Here is a 17,100-nt window from a genome sequence, read left to right as displayed (position 1 = left end):
TCTCTTGTTCGTCACAGGGCTCAGCCAAGCTGTATCAAGCTTTTGCGGGCCATCAGGGTTAAACCTGCCGCCGTTCAGGGCGCATCCGGACTCACCGGAAGTGCTCGTTTTATGGCGATATAAGGGGGACTTGCAGGAAACGCGCCAGCTCTTTCAATCCGCTACCGGGCAATGCTTGGCGGGCATTTTCAACGCTGATTGCAAAGTCTGGCGGCAAAAAAAAGGCAGGCGACTCAACGTCGCCTGCCTGGTCGGGATCGATGCGCGAACGGTCAGTCCGCCAGCCAGCCATTTTCCCAGTAGCGCAAATTGTCGCCGCGCAGCACGTAGTCACGCAGCACGATCTCGCGCAACTCATCGCCCATGCGATAGCTGGCGTCCGGATCGGCCAGGTGCATGCGGATCGCTTGCAGCCATTCATCCGTGGAGTTGGTCTTGATCCGGGTGCATGGCAGGTAGCCGCGATAGGCTTCGGTGTCGGTGCAAATCACCGGGTAACCGCAGGCGCCATACTCCAGCAGGCGCAGGTTGCTCTTGCAGTCGTTGAAGATGTGGAACTCCAACGGCGCCAATGCCAGATCCAGGTTCAGGCTGGCCAGTTTGGCCGGGTACACATCCAGCCCGATCACCCCGTGAAACTCATGCATGTACGGGCGCAAATCGTCCGGGCACATGCCGAAGAATACCCAGTCGACTTCATTGGCCAGTTCGCGAACCACATCGGCGATGACCGCCAGGTCACCGTGGTGGCTGGTGCCGCCCCCCCAGCCGACCCGGGGCTTTTTCGATGTGCGACGCTGACTGCGCAGATCGGTCCACAAGTGCGACGCCAACATGTTGGGCACCACGCGAATGTCCTGATGCATGTCCAACAGCGCGTTACCCAGCGGCTCGGTGGAGACCACCACGCGATCGCACATGCCGATGGCACGCCGCACCAGCGCCTCCATTTCGTCCTTGCCCGGCATATTGCGGATATGCGCATTGCGGTGCGGAACGTTGATCACGAAGTCATCCAGCTCATAGATGCGCCGTGCGCTGGAGTATTTTTGCAGGCTCGGGATTTCGTTGATCGGACCTTCGGAATAGCGCCCCTGCAAGATGATCACGTCAGGCGAATGGCGCTCGACTTCGATGATGGTCGGCAGGTTGTAATGAATCCGCCCGTGCGCCCTGCCGGCGGCCTCCAGCTCGATCAACGGTTGCGTGACCCGGTAATGGCCGATGGCGGACGCGTTGACCGGCAACGCGAGAATCTTCGGCAGCTGAGACTTGGAAAACGGGCTCCAACCGGATCGCAAGCCGGGCTCGAGACTGAAGCTTGCCCCGCCCAATCCCTGCAACGCCAGGTTGGTGTTGTAGGCCGGATCACGGGCCACGATCGGCAGCCAGCGCTTATAGAAAACTTCCTGCTCCTGCTCGCCCCGGGCCTGGTCACCTTCTTGCGCAGCCACCGCCGGTTGCGCGCCCAAGGCCAGTTGCGCGTGAGGCGTCCACACCACCAGATAACCTTCCTGGCCAACCCGCAGGCACAGGTCCACTTCGTTGAGGGACTGCGCCAGGCCCTGCTCATCCAGACCACCGACGACGTCAAAGACCGCTTTGCGCACCATCAGGCAATCGCCGCCGACGGCACTGAAATTGTGAGCGACCTGCAAGCGGTACATGTACCCCGCTGCGTGCAGCATCTCACCATGGAACGGCATCCCGGCCGGCCCTTGCAACCCGAGAATCAGGCCGGCATGCAGCACGCGACCATCGGGGTTGAACAGCTTGGCCCCCACCACGCCGACTTCCGGACGCTGCGCATGATTGAGCAGTTCACCCAGCCATTGCGCCTGAGTGATCACCGTGTAGGGGTTGAGCATCAGCACGTACTCGCCAGCCGCCTGCTGCACGGCGAAGTTGCGCACCGCCGCCGCATTGCCCTGCAACTCGCAGCGCAGCACCCGGATCCGCTCGCTGCCCAACTGCGCCATGCCGGCGAACCAGTCAAGCGCCTCGGCGCTCTCGCTGCCGTTGTCCACCAACAGCAACTCGTATTCGCCGTAGGCGGTTTTCTCCAGCAGACTCTCGACGCAGCGTTGCAACGCCAGGGTCTGATCCTTGCTGACGATCACGATCGACACCAGCGGCCGATCAGCATGCTGATAATCGACCCGATTGAGCAGCGCCGAACTGCCCTGGCGAATGTCGTGGGCGACACCCAGGCGCTGCAAGTGCGCCTCGAGCAACCGCGGATTGCTGTCCACCACTTGCGGTAGCGACAGCCATTTGGCCAGGTCGAACGCCGACTCCAGCAACACCTCCGAAATGTGCCCGACCACGTGCGTGCCTGCACTCTCGACCATTCGCCACAACACATCGTGTGGCGCCAGTTCGCCGTACACCGAATCGAAACCACCCAGCGCCAGGAACTGTTCGCGCTCGAATGCCAGCGCTCGCCCCACGTAGGGATAGCTGCGCATCAGGTCCAGGTTGAAGTCCGGCTTGAATGCAGGTTCGGCCGACTCACCCTGATGCAGCCCACCTTCGTCGCTGTACAGGCAGGTCAGCGAGCGCGACAGCGCAATGCGTTCAGCCATGACCAGCAAGGCCGGCGCCACCAGACGATCACCGGCACGCAGCAGATAGAACCAGCCAGTGCCTTCCAGTTGCGGCAACAGGGCGTTGATCTGCTGCTGCCAGTCGTCCTGCAACGGCAAGCGGAACACTCGCTCGTCCAGCACGGCTTCTGTGCACGATGCCGACAGCACCAGCGTCAGTTCAGGGGCGTAATCCTGATCCGCCAGCGATTGCAGAGTGAGCTCCAGTGCCGAACGGCTGCCTTGCTCATCGATGATGACCGGAACGATTCTGGGTCTGCTTGGCCAAGCCTCCAACGTATCCGCCAGTAGCTCGCGCTGACCGTCGGTGAGACTGCGGCACGCCAACCACTGGGCATACAGTTGCGCGAAACTGACACTGGCGATGCCGACATGCCAGTCCTGGGTGGTCTGCTTGGTGCCCAGGGTCCGGCTCAACGGCAACTCTTCCCAAACCCGCGGTGACTCTTCCACTTTGGTCAGTGGCACATAGCGCACCCAACCCTGGGCCGGCGCTGATTCGCCGCTACGGGCCTTGAGCATCTGCGACAGCCATTGCCGTTCGGTTTCGGCTGCGTCCTTCATCGACTGCTGGCTGCTCAAACGTTCGGGGTACAGGCGTTCGACGCCGAGCACGTGATTGGACACCGCCAGGTTGCCGCGCCGCATCAGGCAGACGTACAAGGCGAAATCGAGGGTCGCGACGAAGCAATGGCCGGGCTGCGTCAGTGCCGGGAACAGTTCGAGCACGTCAGCCCGACGGAACATGGCGTTGCTGAAACCACCGAGGATGTTGACCGGGAAGTTTTCGAAGATCGCCAGCAGGTCCTCGCCCTTGAATACCCCGCCCACCGGGGAAAGCGGGGTGTTTTCCAGGCGCGAAGGCAGCGGCATGTCGTCGGCATCCCAGAGCAGGCGCTGGGCGACCACCAGGTTGACGTCGGCACAATCGATGAGCACCTGGGCCTGACGCTCGATGCAGGCGGAAAACAACTGGTCGTCATCACACAGAAACTTGATGTACTCGCCCTGCGCCTGCTCCAGGCAAGCCTGCAGGTTACCCACCAGCCCCAGGGTCCGCGGGTTACGCACATAGCGCACGGTCGCGCCCTGCTCGACCACCGACGCCACGATGTCTTCGATCTCCTGACCACGACTGTCATCGCAAACGATGATCTCCAGATTGCCGTAGCTCTGGCTCACAGCCGTGTGCAAGGCACGACCGAAAAAGCGCGGATTGAAGGCGGGAATGACCAGGCTGACAAGCGGAAGTGAATTCACGGCGGGCTCACAGGCGGCGCGAGCCCGCCCTGAAAAGCGAGCCCTTTGTTACCGCAAAAAAGACGATAAATACTGAAGGGGCAAGGCCATCGGGCGCCTGCGCGCCCGACCACCGTCAGATCTTGTTGAACAGGCCCAGCTGGGAAATCTTGCTGAACGCCAGCTGCGCCGCCTGCAACATGGTCTGCTGCAAGGTCAGGCGAGTCATGAGTTCAGCCGGGTCCGAATCGCGAATTGACTTCTGGCTCGCGCTGTTCGCCAGGGTCAGGCTCTCGTTGGTCGCGGTCTGGTTATCCAGTGCCTGACCGCGGGCACCGATCGTGGTGATGGCTGAGCCGATCTGGTTGGCCGCACTGTCGATGTTGCCCATTCCCGATTCCATGGCCCCCAGTAACTTCTGCTTGGCCACCGGGTCGCCGTCGATCGGCGTGTTCAGCGCGGTGATCATCTGGCCCAGGGTGTCGAGCACGTTCTGGGTCTGATGGTTGTTGTTCTGAATCACGAACTGGTCGCCGGACGCCGGGGTGCCGCCACCCAGGGCAAACGTTACGCCCGCCGCAGTGGCGTTGCCGCCCACCATGGTGCCCGACGACACCGGCTTGCTGTCGGCAGTGATCGGCGCGGCATACAGGTCGAAATTGGTGGCGCTGGTGAACTTGAGGATCGCCCCGCCCGACGGGAAGGCGTTGGTGTAATCCGTCGGGTTGGTCACGCTGGAACCGGTGATGACCGCGGTCGACGGGTTACCGGCGCTGCGCGACGCGTTGAAGGTGTCCGACGTGGAAGACAGATTGAAACTGTGACCGGCGATCACCGCATCCGGGTTGGTATCAGTGGATTTGAGGTTGATGTTCAACTTCAGGTCGACACCACGGAAACTGACCGTCTGGTTGGCACCATTGGAGTTGCTGATCACGCCGTTCTGGCTGGCTTCGGCGGTGACGTCGTTGCCCAGCGCGTCGGTGATCTTCAATTGGGTGCTGCTGAGGAAGCTGACGGTGTAGGGCTGGCCGCCCGTGAACTTCGCGTTGTAGGTGGAGCTGGTGCCGACCGTACCGTTGGACAGCACCACGCGACCGTCATCCACCGCCGGAGCGGTCATGGTGGTCTGGGTGCGACTGGTATTGATGGTCTGCTGGAACGCATCCCAGCCAGTGGTGTTGGTCCCGACCGTCATGCCATCGCCAATGCCAAGGTCGATGGTGGTCTGGTCACCGTTGTAGCTGTAGGTGCCGTCGGAGTTCTGCGAGTAAGGCGCGGTGTCGGTTTTCGAACCGGAGAACAGGTAGTTGCCGTTCGAGTCCCTGGTGTTCATCAGGCCCAGCACTTGTTGCAGGATCTGGCCCAACTCCGACGCATAGGCCTTGCGGTCCGCGTCGGTGGCAATGCCATTGCTGGCGGCGAGGGCCAGTTCCTTGGCGCGCTGCAAAGCGGTACCGATGGAGTCGAGCGTCGTTTCCTGCAGGCTCAACGCACTCTTGGTGGTGTTGATGTTGGTGCCGTACTGACCAAGCATCGCGCTCTGCTGACCCAGTTGCAGCAAACGACCGGCACCGATCGGATCATCGGCGGCAGTGTTGACGCGGATCTGGCTGCTGATTTCGTTGCTGGTCGCGATGGCCTTGTTGAAGTTGCGCTGGTAGTTGGCAGCGGTGATTTCGTAATACTGGGCGGTGGAAATGCGCATGAATTACGACTCCTTAAAGGCTGTTGATCAGCGTGGTGAAAATTTCCTGCGCAGCCTTGATGATCTGCGAAGACGCGGTGTAGTACTGCTGGTACTTGACCAGGTTGCCGGTTTCTTCATCCAGGTCGACCCCGGAGTTCGAATCCCGTGCCCCTTTGGCGTTGTCCAGGATCGCCGTGGTGGCGTCGCTGTCGGACTTGCCCTGGGCAGCCTTGGCGCCGACGTTGGTCACCAGCTTGTTGTAGGCATCGGTCAGGCTGATGCCCTTGCTCGCCGTGCCGGTGTCTACGGTCTGTCTGGTTTGCAGCCCCACCAGCGCCTGGGCGTTGCGGTTGTCCGAAGACGCCGCGCCGGTCAGGTTGATGGTGAAGCTTTCGCCGCTGGCGGGCGTGGCGCCGACCGTGGTCTGCACGGTGAAGGTCTTCTGCACGGCTGGCGTGACGCTGGTGTCCATGATCGGCGCACCGCTGGCATCGACCATGCCCACTTTCAGGTTCAGGGTGTTGCTCTGGCCGGGAACGATGGTGCCGGTGCCGATCGAGTTGCCCTTGGCATCGACCATGTTGTAGCTCTGGCTACCGCCGCTGGCCGCGCCGAACACCAGTTTGACCGGCGTCGAGTTCTTGAGCGCGGTCTGCATTTCTGCCTGGGCCGTCGGGTTGTAGATGTCGATGGTACTGGTCAGCGCCGGCTGGGTGTAGGTGCCGGTGTTGTTGGCGCTGGTCACGCCGGTCAACGGTGCTGCCGCGGCGATTTTTTTCGGGTCGCTGAGCACGGTCTGGATACCGGCCGCCGCGCCACGGGTCGGCGTCACCTTGAACGAGTCGCCGGCGCTCAGTGCACCGCCGTTGAGGTTCAGGCTGAAGCCGTCGATCACCGGAGCCGGGGTGGTCGTGGTGCTGAACGCGCCCATGTCGGTGCCGTCCGAGCGCTTGACGGTGTAGTTGGTCGCGCTGGTGAACGTCACCTGATAGTCGCTGGCGGTCAGCTTGCCGGTGTCCTTGATGGTGACATCCAGGTTGCCGGAGCCGGCACTGTTGCCACCCGCCGCAATGCTTCGCTGACTGACCAGGGCGGCACTGTTGATGTTGTTGAAGATCGCCGCGCCGAAATCACCGTTCTTGTCGATGCCCTGCGCCTGCTGGCTGTTGATCTGGTCAGCCACCACCAGGGCTACGCGCCCCAGTTCATTGAGCGATGGGTCGAGCACTTCCTTGCGGTAAGTCAGCAGGCCACCGATTTCACCGCCGCTGACCACCGAGGTCACGTCGATGGTGCTGGAGCCACGGTTGAGCTGCAGCGCCATGCGCGATGGATCGTTCTGGCTCGGCACGGTTTGCAGTGTATTGGTGGTGTTGCCGACCACCAGGGGCTGGCCGCTGCCGATGTAGACGTCGTAGCTGTTGCCACGCTCGACCACCTGGGTACCGACCAGTTCGGACAGTTGGCGCACGGCTTCGTTGCGCGAGTCCAGCAGGTCGTTTGGCTGGTTGGTGCCGGTGGAGAGCTCGGAAATCTTTTGGTTGAGCGTGGCAATCGTGGTGGACAGTTTGTTCACCTGATCCGCCATGTCGCCCAGGCTGCCGTTCAGGTTGGTGTTCTGATCGTTCAACTGCTTGGCGATCGAATTGAAGCGGGCGGACAGGGCCTGAGCGCCGGTCAGCACCGACTGGCGGGACGTGTCGTCGGTGGCCGAGGTCGAAACGCCTTGCATCGAGGTGAAGAACTTTTGCAGCACACCGGTCAACCCGGTGTTGCTATCGGAAAGCGTAGCGTCCAGCGGCGTGGCCTGTGCGTTGTACGACGTAGCTTCGCTGTCGAGCGAGGTCGCGGTACGCAGCTGCGAATCGAGGTAGGAGTTATACACGCGACGCACATCGGCCAGCGTCGTGCCGGTGCCGATGAACACGTTGCCGTACTGAATCGAGCCTTTGGTGCTCTGCACAGACTGCTGGCGCGAGTACCCGGCGGTGTCGACGTTGGCAATGTTGTTGCCGGTCGTCACCAACGAGTTATGGCCAGCACTGAGCCCCGACATCCCGATATTGAGCAAACTCATGATTCAGACCTTAATCCTTGTGCCTATAAAGGCGTGGTGGAAACGCCCGCCGCAGCGTAGTTCTGGTAACTCGTCATCTGCTTGGCTATCTGCGAAATCTTGCTTGCGTAGTCCGGGTCGGTTGCGTAACCGGCCTTCTGCAACTCGCGTACAAACTGTTCTGGGTTATCGGCCGACTTCACGACATCTTGATAGCGATTATTGGTCTGCAGCAAAGTCACAAGGTCATGGAAACTGTCCTTGTAGGAGTCGTAGGAACGGAACTCGGCCGTCTCCTTGACCATCTGCCCGTTCCTGAATTCGCTGGTGATCGCCCGCGCCGAGTTGCCCTGCCAACTATTGCCGGCCTTGATGCCGAACAGGTTGTGGCTGCTGCTGCCGTCCTGAGCACGCATGACCGACTTGCCCCAGCCGGTTTCCAGGGCCGCCTGGGCCACCAGGTAACGTGGATCGACACCAATCCGGGCCGCCGCTTCCTTGGCCATTGGCAACATGGTGTTGATGAACTGGTCGGCGGAACTGAAGGCTTTCTTCGCCGGAGCCAGAGGAATCTGCGCCATGGCGCGACCGTAGATCTGCATGCCGCCACTGGAGGCTTGCTGCGCATTCGCCAGCCAGTCGCCGTTGTACAACGGACCGGTACCGGTGCTGGTCGTGCGCTGCGGCAATTGGGTTGCCTTGACTGTTGCAACGGCGATCGTCGCCGAAGGTACCAGCCCCGCCAGCAAACGGTCGGCCAGTTTCGGCGGCAGCGCCAGGCGCCGCTGATTGATCAGCGCCATGTCATTGCGATGAGCACCCTCGCCCGCTTCTTGTGGCGTATGGACTGAACGCGAAGCCCACAACGGACGCTGGCCGTTGACCCGCGACAACGGCCCGTCGAGCGCAACCGTGCCCGCTGCCACCGGTGTTTGCACGGCCGCCTTGGCGGCCTCTTGTTTGGCCAGCGATGCAGCGGCCGCCTCGCCCGGCGCCATCGGTTTGTTCTTCGACATCTGGCGCATCAGCACGTCGGCCAGACCAATACCGCCGCCTTCGCGGGACATGGAAACCGCCAGTTGCTGGTCGTACATTTCCTGGTACTGCTTGGCCGCCGGGGTGTTCATCGGATTGTCCTGCCCCAGCGCATCGGTTGCCGAGCGCATGGACTTGAGCATCTCACCGATGAACAGCGACTCGAACTCCTGCGCCACCTTGCGCATGTTGCCGTCGCTGTTCTTGTCGCCGACTTTCAGCTGATTCAGACGATTGAGGTCCGAATAGGAGCCCGAATCGCTGCTGCTGACCAGACCGCTCTTGCGCATATCCACGATGGCCGTCCTCAGATCACGATCAGATCGGCTTGCAGGGCGCCGGCCTGCTTCAGCGCTTCGAGGATCGCCATCAAGTCACCCGGTGCCGCGCCGACCTGGTTCACCGCACGTACGATTTCGTCGAGGGTGGTGCCAGGGCCGAACTTGAACATCGGCTTGGCTTCCTGCTGGGCGTTGACCTTCGAACGCGGTACCACCGCCGTCGTGCCATTGGACAGAGGGCCGGGCTGGCTGACGATCGGGTCTTCGGTGATGGTCACGGTGAGACTGCCGTGGGTCACGGCGGCCGGGGACACCTTGACGTTCTGGCCGATCACGATGGTGCCGGTACGGGAGTTGATGATGACTTTCGCCACCGCCTGGCCCGGATCGACTTCGAGGTTTTCCAGGATCGACAGGTAGTCGACGCGCTGGCTCGGATCGAGCGGCGCGGTCACGCGAATCGAACCGCCGTCGATGGCCTGGGCCACGCCTGGGCCGAGCATGTTGTTGATCTTGTCGACGATGCGCTTGGCGGTGGTGAAGTCGGAACGGTTGAGGTTCAGCGTCAGGCTGTTGCCCTGGTTGAAACCGCTCGGCACCGCGCGCTCCACCGACGCACCGCCGGGGATACGACCGGCCGACGGAACGTTGACGGTGATCTTCGAGCCGTCTCGCCCTTCCGCATCGAAACCACCGACCACCAGGTTGCCCTGGGCCACCGCATACACGTTGCCATCGATACCCTTGAGTGGCGTCAGAAGCAAGGTGCCGCCGCGCAAGCTCTTGGAGTTGCCGATGGAGGAAACGGTGATGTCGACCTGCTGCCCCGGCTTGGCGAACGCCGGCAAATCGGCACTGATCGACACCGCCGCGACGTTCTTCAACTGCACGTTGCCCGAGCCCGGCGGCACCTTGATGCCGAACTGCGAGAGCATGTTGTTGAAGGTCTGCAGGGTGAACGGGGTTTGCGTCGTCTGGTCGCCGGTGCCGTTAAGCCCTACCACCAGGCCGTAACCGATCAATTGGTTGGAACGCACCCCGGAAATGCTGGCGATGTCCTTCAGGCGCTCGGCTTGAACGTTGAACGCTGCGGACATCAGGAACGCAGCCATCATGAGACTTCTGAAATTCAACGTAGCCACCTAGAACGGGAACAGCGGGCTGAGGAAGAAACGGTCGAACCAGCCTGGCTGACTCGCATCGGCAAACGAACCGGTGCCCGAGTAGGTGATGCGTGCATCGGCGACACGGGTCGACGACACGGTGTTGTCGGTAGAGATGTCATCGGCGCGAACCAGACCGGCAATCCGCACCAGCTCGTCACCGGTGTTGAGGGTCATCCACTTCTCGCCGCGTACCGCGATGATGCCGTTGGGCAACACATCGGCGACGGTGACCGTGATCGAACCGGTCAGGGTGTTGCCCTGCGCCGCCTTGCTGTCACCCTTGGTCGCGCGGTCACCTTCGTAGCTGGCACTCAGGCTCAGGTCGCCATCGCCGAACGGGTTGTTGGTGGTGGCGCTGCTGCCGAACAGCGAAGTCAGGCCGATGTTGGCCTTGCTGTTCTTGCCAATTTGCGAGTTGGCGTTTTTGCTGGCCTGGGTCCTTTCGTTCAGGGTGATGGTGATGATGTCACCGACCCGGAACGCCTTGCGGTCGCCGTAGAGGTTCTGTTCGAAACCGGCCTGATAGATCGAACCGTTGTTCGCGGCCGCCGGCAACGGCGTGCGCGGCAACACCGGAGCGTAGTAAGGGTCATTGGGCTTGGGCGTCGCAGGCACGCAACCTGCGAGCGCGGTGATCCCACTCAGTGCCAGAACAGATACATAGCGATTCATGACCCTACCTCACGGTGTAGCAGGCAGCCTCATGGCCGCACATAGACTTGATTACAGATTCTGCGTTACGAACGAGAGCATCTGGTCGGCGGTGGAGATCACCTTGGAGTTCATCTCGTAGGCGCGCTGGGTGGTGATCATGTTGACCATCTCCTCAACGGTGCTGACGTTGGACGTTTCCAGGGTGTTCTGCAGCGTGGTGCCGAAACCGTTCAGGCCCGGAGTGCCGACTTGCGGCGCGCCACTGGCGGCGGTTTCCAGGAACAGGTTGTTGCCCACTGCCTGCAGGCCGGCCGGGTTGATGAAGTCGGCGGTTTGCAGGTTGCCGATCACCTGGGCAGCCGGGTTGCCGGCAATGGTGATGGACACTGTGCCGTCGCGACCGACCGTGAAGGTCTGCGCGTCGTTCGGAATGACAATCGCCGGCTCCAGGGCAAAGCCGCTGGCGTTGACGATCTGGCCGTTGGAGTCCAGGTGGAAGGTACCGTCACGGGTGTAGGACGTGGTGCCGTCCGGTTGCAGGATCTGGAAGAAACCGCGACCGTCGATGGCCATGTCCAGTGGCTGCTCGGTGGTTTGCAGGCTGCCGGCGGTGAAGTTTTTCTGGGTGCCGACGATGCGCACACCGGTACCCAGTTGCAGACCCGACGGCAGTTCACTGTCCTGGGTCGACTGGGCGCCTGGCTGACGCTTGATCTGGTAGAGCAGGTCCTGGAACTCGGCGCGGTCACGTTTGAAACCCGTGGTCGACACGTTGGCCAGGTTGTTGGAAATGGTGGTCAGGTTGGTGTCCTGGGCGGACAGACCTGTCTTGGCAACCCATAGAGCCGGAAGCATTCGATTCTCCTCGTGCGCCTGTTTTACGGCGCGACGTTCTGGTAATTAGCTGATCTGCAAGACCCGAGCCATGGCCTGGTCATCGTCTTTGGCGGTGTTCATCATCTTGATGTGCAGTTCGAACTGCTTGGCCAAGGCCAGGACCGAGGTCATCTCTTCCACGGCATTGACGTTGCTCGATTCGAGGAACCCGGACACCAGCTTGACGCCGGCATCGGCCTGCGCAGGCGCGCCGTCCTTGGTGTGGATCGAACCATCCAGGCCCTTGGTCATGTTCTTGAGGTCCGGGTTGACCAACTTGATGCGGTCGACTTCCGCCATCACCCGTGGACCTTCGCCCATTGCGCGGATGCTGATGGTGCCGTCCTCGCCGACTTCGATCTGCTGCTCCGGCGGCACGGCAATCGGCCCGCCATTGCCCATCACCGGCATGCCGTTGCCGGCGCGCAACACGCCCAGGGCGTCAACGTTCAGGCTGCCGGTGCGCACATAGCTTTCACCGCCATCGGGCGTCTGTACGGCAATCCAGCCGTTGCCTTGCACGGCGACGTCGAGGTCGCGACCGGTTTCCACCAGTGAGCCAGGGGAAAAATCGGTGGCCGGGCGTTCGGACATGGCAAACGCACGCGCCGGAAAGCTGTCACCGAACACCGGCATCGAACGGGCCTGCTCCAGGTCTTTCTGGAAGCCGTTGGTGGAGATGTTCGCGAGGTTGTTGGCATGCGCCTTTTGCGCCAGTGCATTCTGGCTGGCGCCGGTCATTGCCACATAAAGGTACTTGTCCACACTCTTTCCTCTGCCTGCCGGACGTTTGCCGCCCACTGCTGTACTGCTGAGCCATAAGCAATTTGCAGACCAACTTGTTTTTGGCGGCGCGAGGCCCGGCAAACAGGGGACTTTGAGGATTCAGAGGGGATTGGTGATTTGTATCAGAGACGAAAAACCGGCGGTGTCATGCCGGTGGGTGGCAAGTGCTGGCCTCTTGAGTGACTGATCTATCGCCTTCGCGAGCAAGCCCGCTCCCACATTTGGAATGCGTTCCCCTGTGGGAGCGGGCTTGCTCGCGAAGAGGCCGGCACAAACGCAGCAGGCCTCAGCTATGACTCAGTCTTGCCCACCTCATACTCGCGCAACTTGTTGGCAATAGTGGTATGCGAAACCCCGAGCCGCTTGCCCAGTTGCCGACTGCTCGGATGCTCGGAATACAGCCGCTCCAGCACCGCCTTCTCGAAACGCCCGACGATCTCGTCCAGCCCACCCTCCAGCGAAAAATCGCCAAGGGGCTGACGCACGCCATAATCCGGCAGGCGAATATGCTCGGCCTTGACCGTGCCGCCGTCACACAGGGAAACCGCCTGGAACAGTACGTTTTCCAATTGCCGCACGTTGCCCGGCCAATGGTAGTGACTGAGCCGCTCCATGGCCGCCGGGGCCAGTTTCGGCAACGGGCAACCAATCTGCCGGCTGGCCTGATCGAGGAAGTGCTCCACCAGCGGCGTCAAGCCGTCGAGGCATTCGCGCAACGGCGGGATGTGCAGCGACAACACATTCAAGCGGTGATAGAGGTCCTGGCGGAACTCGCCGCGAGCGCACAATTCGGACAGGTCGACCTGGGTTGCGCAGATCACTCGCACGTCGAGGTAGACCTCTTCATCACTGCCTACACGACGGAAACAACCGTCCTGCAAAAAGCGCAGCAACTTCACCTGCAAGCGTGGACTCATTTCCCCAACGCCATCGAGAAACAGCGTACCGCCCGCCGTCAGCTCCAGCAGCCCGAGCTTGCCTTCGGCTCGCGCCCCTTCGAAGGCACCCGGGCCGTAACCGAACAATTCCGTTTCGGCCATGGACTCCGGCAGGCCGGCGCAGTTGAGCGCCATCAACGGCGACTGCCCACGAGGACTGGCCAGATGGCAGGCCCGCGCCAGCAACTCTTTGCCGGTGCCGGTTTCCCCTTCTATCAATAGCGGGGCATCCAGCGGCGCCATGCGTCGTGCTTCGCGCACCACGGCGGCCATGACTTTCGAGCTTTGGAAGATGCTGTCGAAGCCACGCAGTTCCTGCTTGCGCACGTTGTAGATGCGTTCGCCCACCCGGTCGGCGCGGTGCAACGTCAACACCGCACCGGCCATGGCCTCGCTGTCGTCGTGCTCCGATTGCAGCGGCGCGATGTCGGCCAGGAACACATCCCCCTTGACCTTGACCCGCAGCCCGTTGATCCGCGACTTGTTGGCGCGCACCAGTTCCGGCAAATCGAAGTCCTCGGCGTAGCGCGACAGGGGAATCCCCGGCACTTCGTCGACCCGCACCCCAAGCAACTGCGCCGCCGCCCGGTTGGCCGCGACGATGGAACCGCCCATGTCGATCGACAGCACCGGAAATTCCAGCGCACCGAGCAGTGCATTGAGCTCCATGTGCCGACGCTCGCTGGGCATCAGCCCGACACGCTTGACGCCAAACACCCCGGCAATCGCTTCGAATTTCGGGCGCAGGGCCTGGAACTGAATGTTGATCAGGTTCGGGCAATGCAGGTAGATGGCATTGCCATGCTCACCGCCCACTTCACCGCGGGCCACGTTGATCCCGTACTCCACCAACAGGTTGAGAATGTCGCGCAGGATGCCGATGCGGTTCTGGCAGTGGACTTTGATACGCATATAAAAGACCCGAAAAGCGATGAATAAGGTTGGTATCAACGCAAACCCTGTGGGAGTGGCGGTGCGCGCTCGATCGCATTTTTCTTTCGAGGCGCTCAGATAGTCGTCAAGATTATGTGACAGGCAAAGCGTTTTTCAAACCGGGAAATCTCAATAGCTGCGCGATCGCGACCGATTCGTAACGAAAACTTTACGAAAATTACGGTTTTTTCCTACGCTTGTCGCTGCCCACCTGCTGCAACAGTGCAATCCTTGGAGTATTTCTAGGTCCATAGCAGTACATAACAAGAACGAAATCCCCTAGCAGGAGAGCAGCATGAAGCAGACGCAATACGTGGCTCGCGAGCCCGATGCGCAAGGTTTTATCGACTACCCCGCCGAAGAACACGCGGTGTGGAACACGCTGATCACTCGTCAACTGAAAGTGATCGAAGGGCGTGCGTGCCAGGAGTACCTGGACGGTATCGAAAAACTCGGTCTGCCCCACGACCGCATTCCTCAACTCGGCGAAATCAACAAGGTCCTCGGTGAAACCACCGGCTGGCAGGTTGCCCGGGTTCCCGCACTGATTCCCTTCCAGACCTTTTTCGAATTGCTGGCCAGCAAGCAGTTTCCGGTGGCGACCTTCATTCGTACCCGCGAAGAACTGGACTACCTGCAAGAGCCGGACATTTTCCACGAGATCTTCGGTCACTGCCCGCTGCTGACCAACCCGTGGTTCGCCGAATTCACCCACACCTACGGCAAGCTCGGCCTCAAGGCGACCAAGGAAGAACGCGTGTACCTGGCGCGCCTGTACTGGATGACCATCGAGTTCGGCCTGGTCGACACCCCGCAAGGCCAACGCATCTACGGCGGCGGCATTCTGTCTTCTCCGAAAGAGACCGTGTATTGCCTGTCGGACGAGCCTGAGCATCAGGCGTTCGATCCGCTGGAATGCATGCGCACGCCCTACCGCATCGACATCTTGCAGCCACTGTACTTCGCGCTGCCAAATCTCAAGCGCCTGTTCGACCTCGCTCACGAAGACATCATGGGCATGGTCAAGCAAGCGATGCAGATGGGTCTGCACACACCGAAATTTCCGCCAAAACCAAAAGCCGCGTGATCCGCCGCTTTTAGAATCAAGTGAGCCTGTCAGAAACCGTCGCTTTGGATTAGCGTGGTAGCACTGAGGGCCGATTTCCCAACATTCGATTTCAGGAACACATCATGACCGCATTAACTCAAGCCCATTGCGAAGCCTGCCGCGCCGACGCCCCACAAGTCAGCGACGAAGAACTGCCGATCCTGATCAAGCAGATCCCGGACTGGAACATCGAAGTACGTGACAGCATCATGCAGCTGGAAAAGGTCTTCCTGTTCAAGAACTTCAAGCACGCCCTGGCGTTCACCAACGCCGTCGGTGAAATCTCCGAGGCCGAAGGCCATCACCCGGGCCTGCTGACCGAGTGGGGCAAAGTCACGGTGACCTGGTGGAGCCACTCGATCAAGGGCCTGCACCGCAACGACTTCATCATGGCCGCGCGCACTGATGAAGTGGCGAAGGACGCCGAGGGGCGCAAGTAATGCATTTCGACGCCATCGGTCGAGTGCCTGGCGACCCGATCCTGGGCCTGATGGAGGCCTACGCGCAGGACCCGAATCCACGCAAGTTCGATTTGGGTGTGGGCGTCTACAAAGACGCCCAGGGCCTGACGCCGATTCTCCAGTCGGTGAAACTTGCCGAGCAGCGCTTGGTGGATCGCCAGTCCACCAAGACCTACATCGGTGGTCACGGCGAACCGGCGTTCGGCAAAGCGATCAATGAGCTGGTGCTGGGCGCCGACTCGAAGCTGATCAGCGCACAACGCGCCGGCGCCACCCAGACTCCGGGCGGCACCGGGGCTTTGCGCCTGAGCGCGGACTTCATCGCCCAATGCCTGCCGGGGCGCGGCGTGTGGTTGAGCAACCCGACCTGGCCGATCCACGAAACGATTTTCGCGGCAGCCAAGGTCAAGGTCAGCCACTACCCGTACGTGGGCAGCGACAACCGTCTCGACATCGACGGCATGCTGGCGGCGCTCAATGAAGCGCCCAAGGGTGACGTGGTATTACTGCACGCCTGCTGCCACAACCCGACCGGTTTCGACCTGTCCCAGGATGACTGGCAGAGGGTGCTGGAGGTAGTACGCAAGCGCGAACTGCTGCCACTGATCGACTTCGCGTATCAAGGATTCGGCGATGGCCTGGAACAGGATGCCTGGTCGACCCGGCTGTTCGCCGCCGAGTTGCCGGAACTGTTGATCACCAGTTCCTGCTCGAAGAACTTCGGCCTGTACCGCGATCGCACCGGCGCGCTGATTGTCTGTGCGAAAACCGCCGACAAGCTCACCGACATCCGCAGCCAGCTGGCCAACATCGCCCGCAACCTGTGGTCGACGCCACCGGATCACGGCGCTGCCGTGGTCGCGACCATCCTCGGCGACCCGGAGCTGAAAAACCTCTGGGCTGACGAAGTGGAAGCCATGCGCCTGCGTATCGCCCAACTGCGCAGCGGCCTGGTGGAAGCGCTGGAGCCTCACGGTTTGCGCGAGCGTTTTGCGCACATTGGCGTGCAACGCGGGATGTTCTCCTACACCGGCTTGACGCCTGAGCAAGTGAAGAACCTGCGGGACAACCACAGCGTGTACATGGTCAGCTCTGGCCGGGTCAACGTGGCGGGGATTGATGCCACGCGCCTGGATCTGCTGGCCGAGGCGATTGCCAAAGTCTGCGCATGACCCTTGTGGGAGCGGGCTTGCTCGCGAAAGCGGCGGATCAGTCGGCTTAAATGCTGGCTGTTAAACCGCTTTCGCGAGCAAGTCGAATCGTCGCACCGC

General features: G+C 61.4%; 12 protein-coding genes. 3 read left to right on the top strand and 9 right to left on the bottom strand.

From position 1 onward, the window contains the following. Nucleotides 1–272 precede the first annotated feature (272 nt). The 9 genes from AC3IT6_RS07370 to AC3IT6_RS07330 form a co-directional block, all read right to left on the bottom strand. A complete protein-coding gene (locus tag AC3IT6_RS07370) occupies nucleotides 273–3,866 on the bottom strand; it encodes a glycosyltransferase (RefSeq protein WP_489354753.1) in 3,594 nt (1,197 codons plus the stop codon). Between the two features lie 115 nt (nucleotides 3,867–3,981). Further along, nucleotides 3,982–5,553 (bottom strand): flagellar hook-associated protein 3, encoded by a 1,572-nt coding sequence (locus AC3IT6_RS07365; RefSeq protein ID WP_489354752.1) that lies wholly within the window; start codon nucleotides 5,551–5,553, stop codon nucleotides 3,982–3,984. A gap of 13 nt (nucleotides 5,554–5,566) precedes the next feature. Then, complete coding sequence (gene flgK / locus AC3IT6_RS07360; protein WP_489354751.1) at nucleotides 5,567–7,612, bottom strand: flagellar hook-associated protein FlgK; 2,046 nt, start codon at nucleotides 7,610–7,612, stop codon at nucleotides 5,567–5,569. 23 nt (nucleotides 7,613–7,635) lie between these two features. Continuing rightward, nucleotides 7,636–8,922: a flagellar assembly peptidoglycan hydrolase FlgJ gene (gene flgJ, locus AC3IT6_RS07355; RefSeq protein ID WP_489354750.1), complete on the bottom strand. Its 1,287-nt coding sequence runs from the start codon at nucleotides 8,920–8,922 to the stop codon at nucleotides 7,636–7,638. Nucleotides 8,923–8,933: 11 nt separating this feature from the next. Further along, nucleotides 8,934–10,022, bottom strand: coding sequence for a flagellar basal body P-ring protein FlgI (locus AC3IT6_RS07350; RefSeq protein ID WP_057715914.1), 1,089 nt, complete (start codon nucleotides 10,020–10,022; stop codon nucleotides 8,934–8,936). Nucleotides 10,023–10,049: 27 nt separating this feature from the next. Continuing rightward, a complete protein-coding gene (flgH, locus tag AC3IT6_RS07345; protein ID WP_489318839.1) occupies nucleotides 10,050–10,745 on the bottom strand; it encodes a flagellar basal body L-ring protein FlgH in 696 nt (231 codons plus the stop codon). A 51-nt stretch (nucleotides 10,746–10,796) separates the two neighbouring features. Further along, the gene (flgG, locus tag AC3IT6_RS07340) at nucleotides 10,797–11,582 is read right to left on the bottom strand and encodes a flagellar basal-body rod protein FlgG (RefSeq protein ID WP_015096282.1); all 786 of its coding nucleotides are present in this window, start codon (nucleotides 11,580–11,582) and stop codon (nucleotides 10,797–10,799) included. Nucleotides 11,583–11,627: 45 nt separating this feature from the next. After that, nucleotides 11,628–12,368: a flagellar basal body rod protein FlgF gene (locus tag AC3IT6_RS07335; RefSeq protein ID WP_489354749.1), complete on the bottom strand. Its 741-nt coding sequence runs from the start codon at nucleotides 12,366–12,368 to the stop codon at nucleotides 11,628–11,630. 311 nt (nucleotides 12,369–12,679) lie between these two features. Further along, entirely contained in the window at nucleotides 12,680–14,239 is a 1,560-nt protein-coding gene (locus AC3IT6_RS07330) for a sigma-54-dependent phenylalanine hydroxylase transcriptional regulator PhhR (RefSeq protein ID WP_008021363.1), read from the bottom strand. A gap of 316 nt (nucleotides 14,240–14,555) precedes the next feature. Between AC3IT6_RS07330 and phhA the strand changes: the two genes are divergently transcribed. From phhA to AC3IT6_RS07315, 3 genes are all read left to right on the top strand, one after another. Continuing rightward, the gene (gene phhA, locus AC3IT6_RS07325) at nucleotides 14,556–15,347 is read left to right on the top strand and encodes a phenylalanine 4-monooxygenase (RefSeq protein WP_057398326.1); all 792 of its coding nucleotides are present in this window, start codon (nucleotides 14,556–14,558) and stop codon (nucleotides 15,345–15,347) included. 104 nt (nucleotides 15,348–15,451) lie between these two features. Beyond that, entirely contained in the window at nucleotides 15,452–15,808 is a 357-nt protein-coding gene (locus AC3IT6_RS07320) for a 4a-hydroxytetrahydrobiopterin dehydratase (protein WP_046037728.1), read from the top strand. Beyond that, a complete protein-coding gene (locus tag AC3IT6_RS07315; protein WP_489354748.1) occupies nucleotides 15,808–17,001 on the top strand; it encodes an amino acid aminotransferase in 1,194 nt (397 codons plus the stop codon). Before AC3IT6_RS07320 ends, AC3IT6_RS07315 begins: the two co-directional genes overlap by 1 nt. Nucleotides 17,002–17,100 lie beyond the last annotated feature (99 nt).

The sequence above is a fragment of the Pseudomonas sp. KH_017 genome (assembly GCF_057840285.1).
Note: the sequence above shows the minus strand (reverse complement) of the source record. Positions and strands in the feature narration are given on the sequence as shown.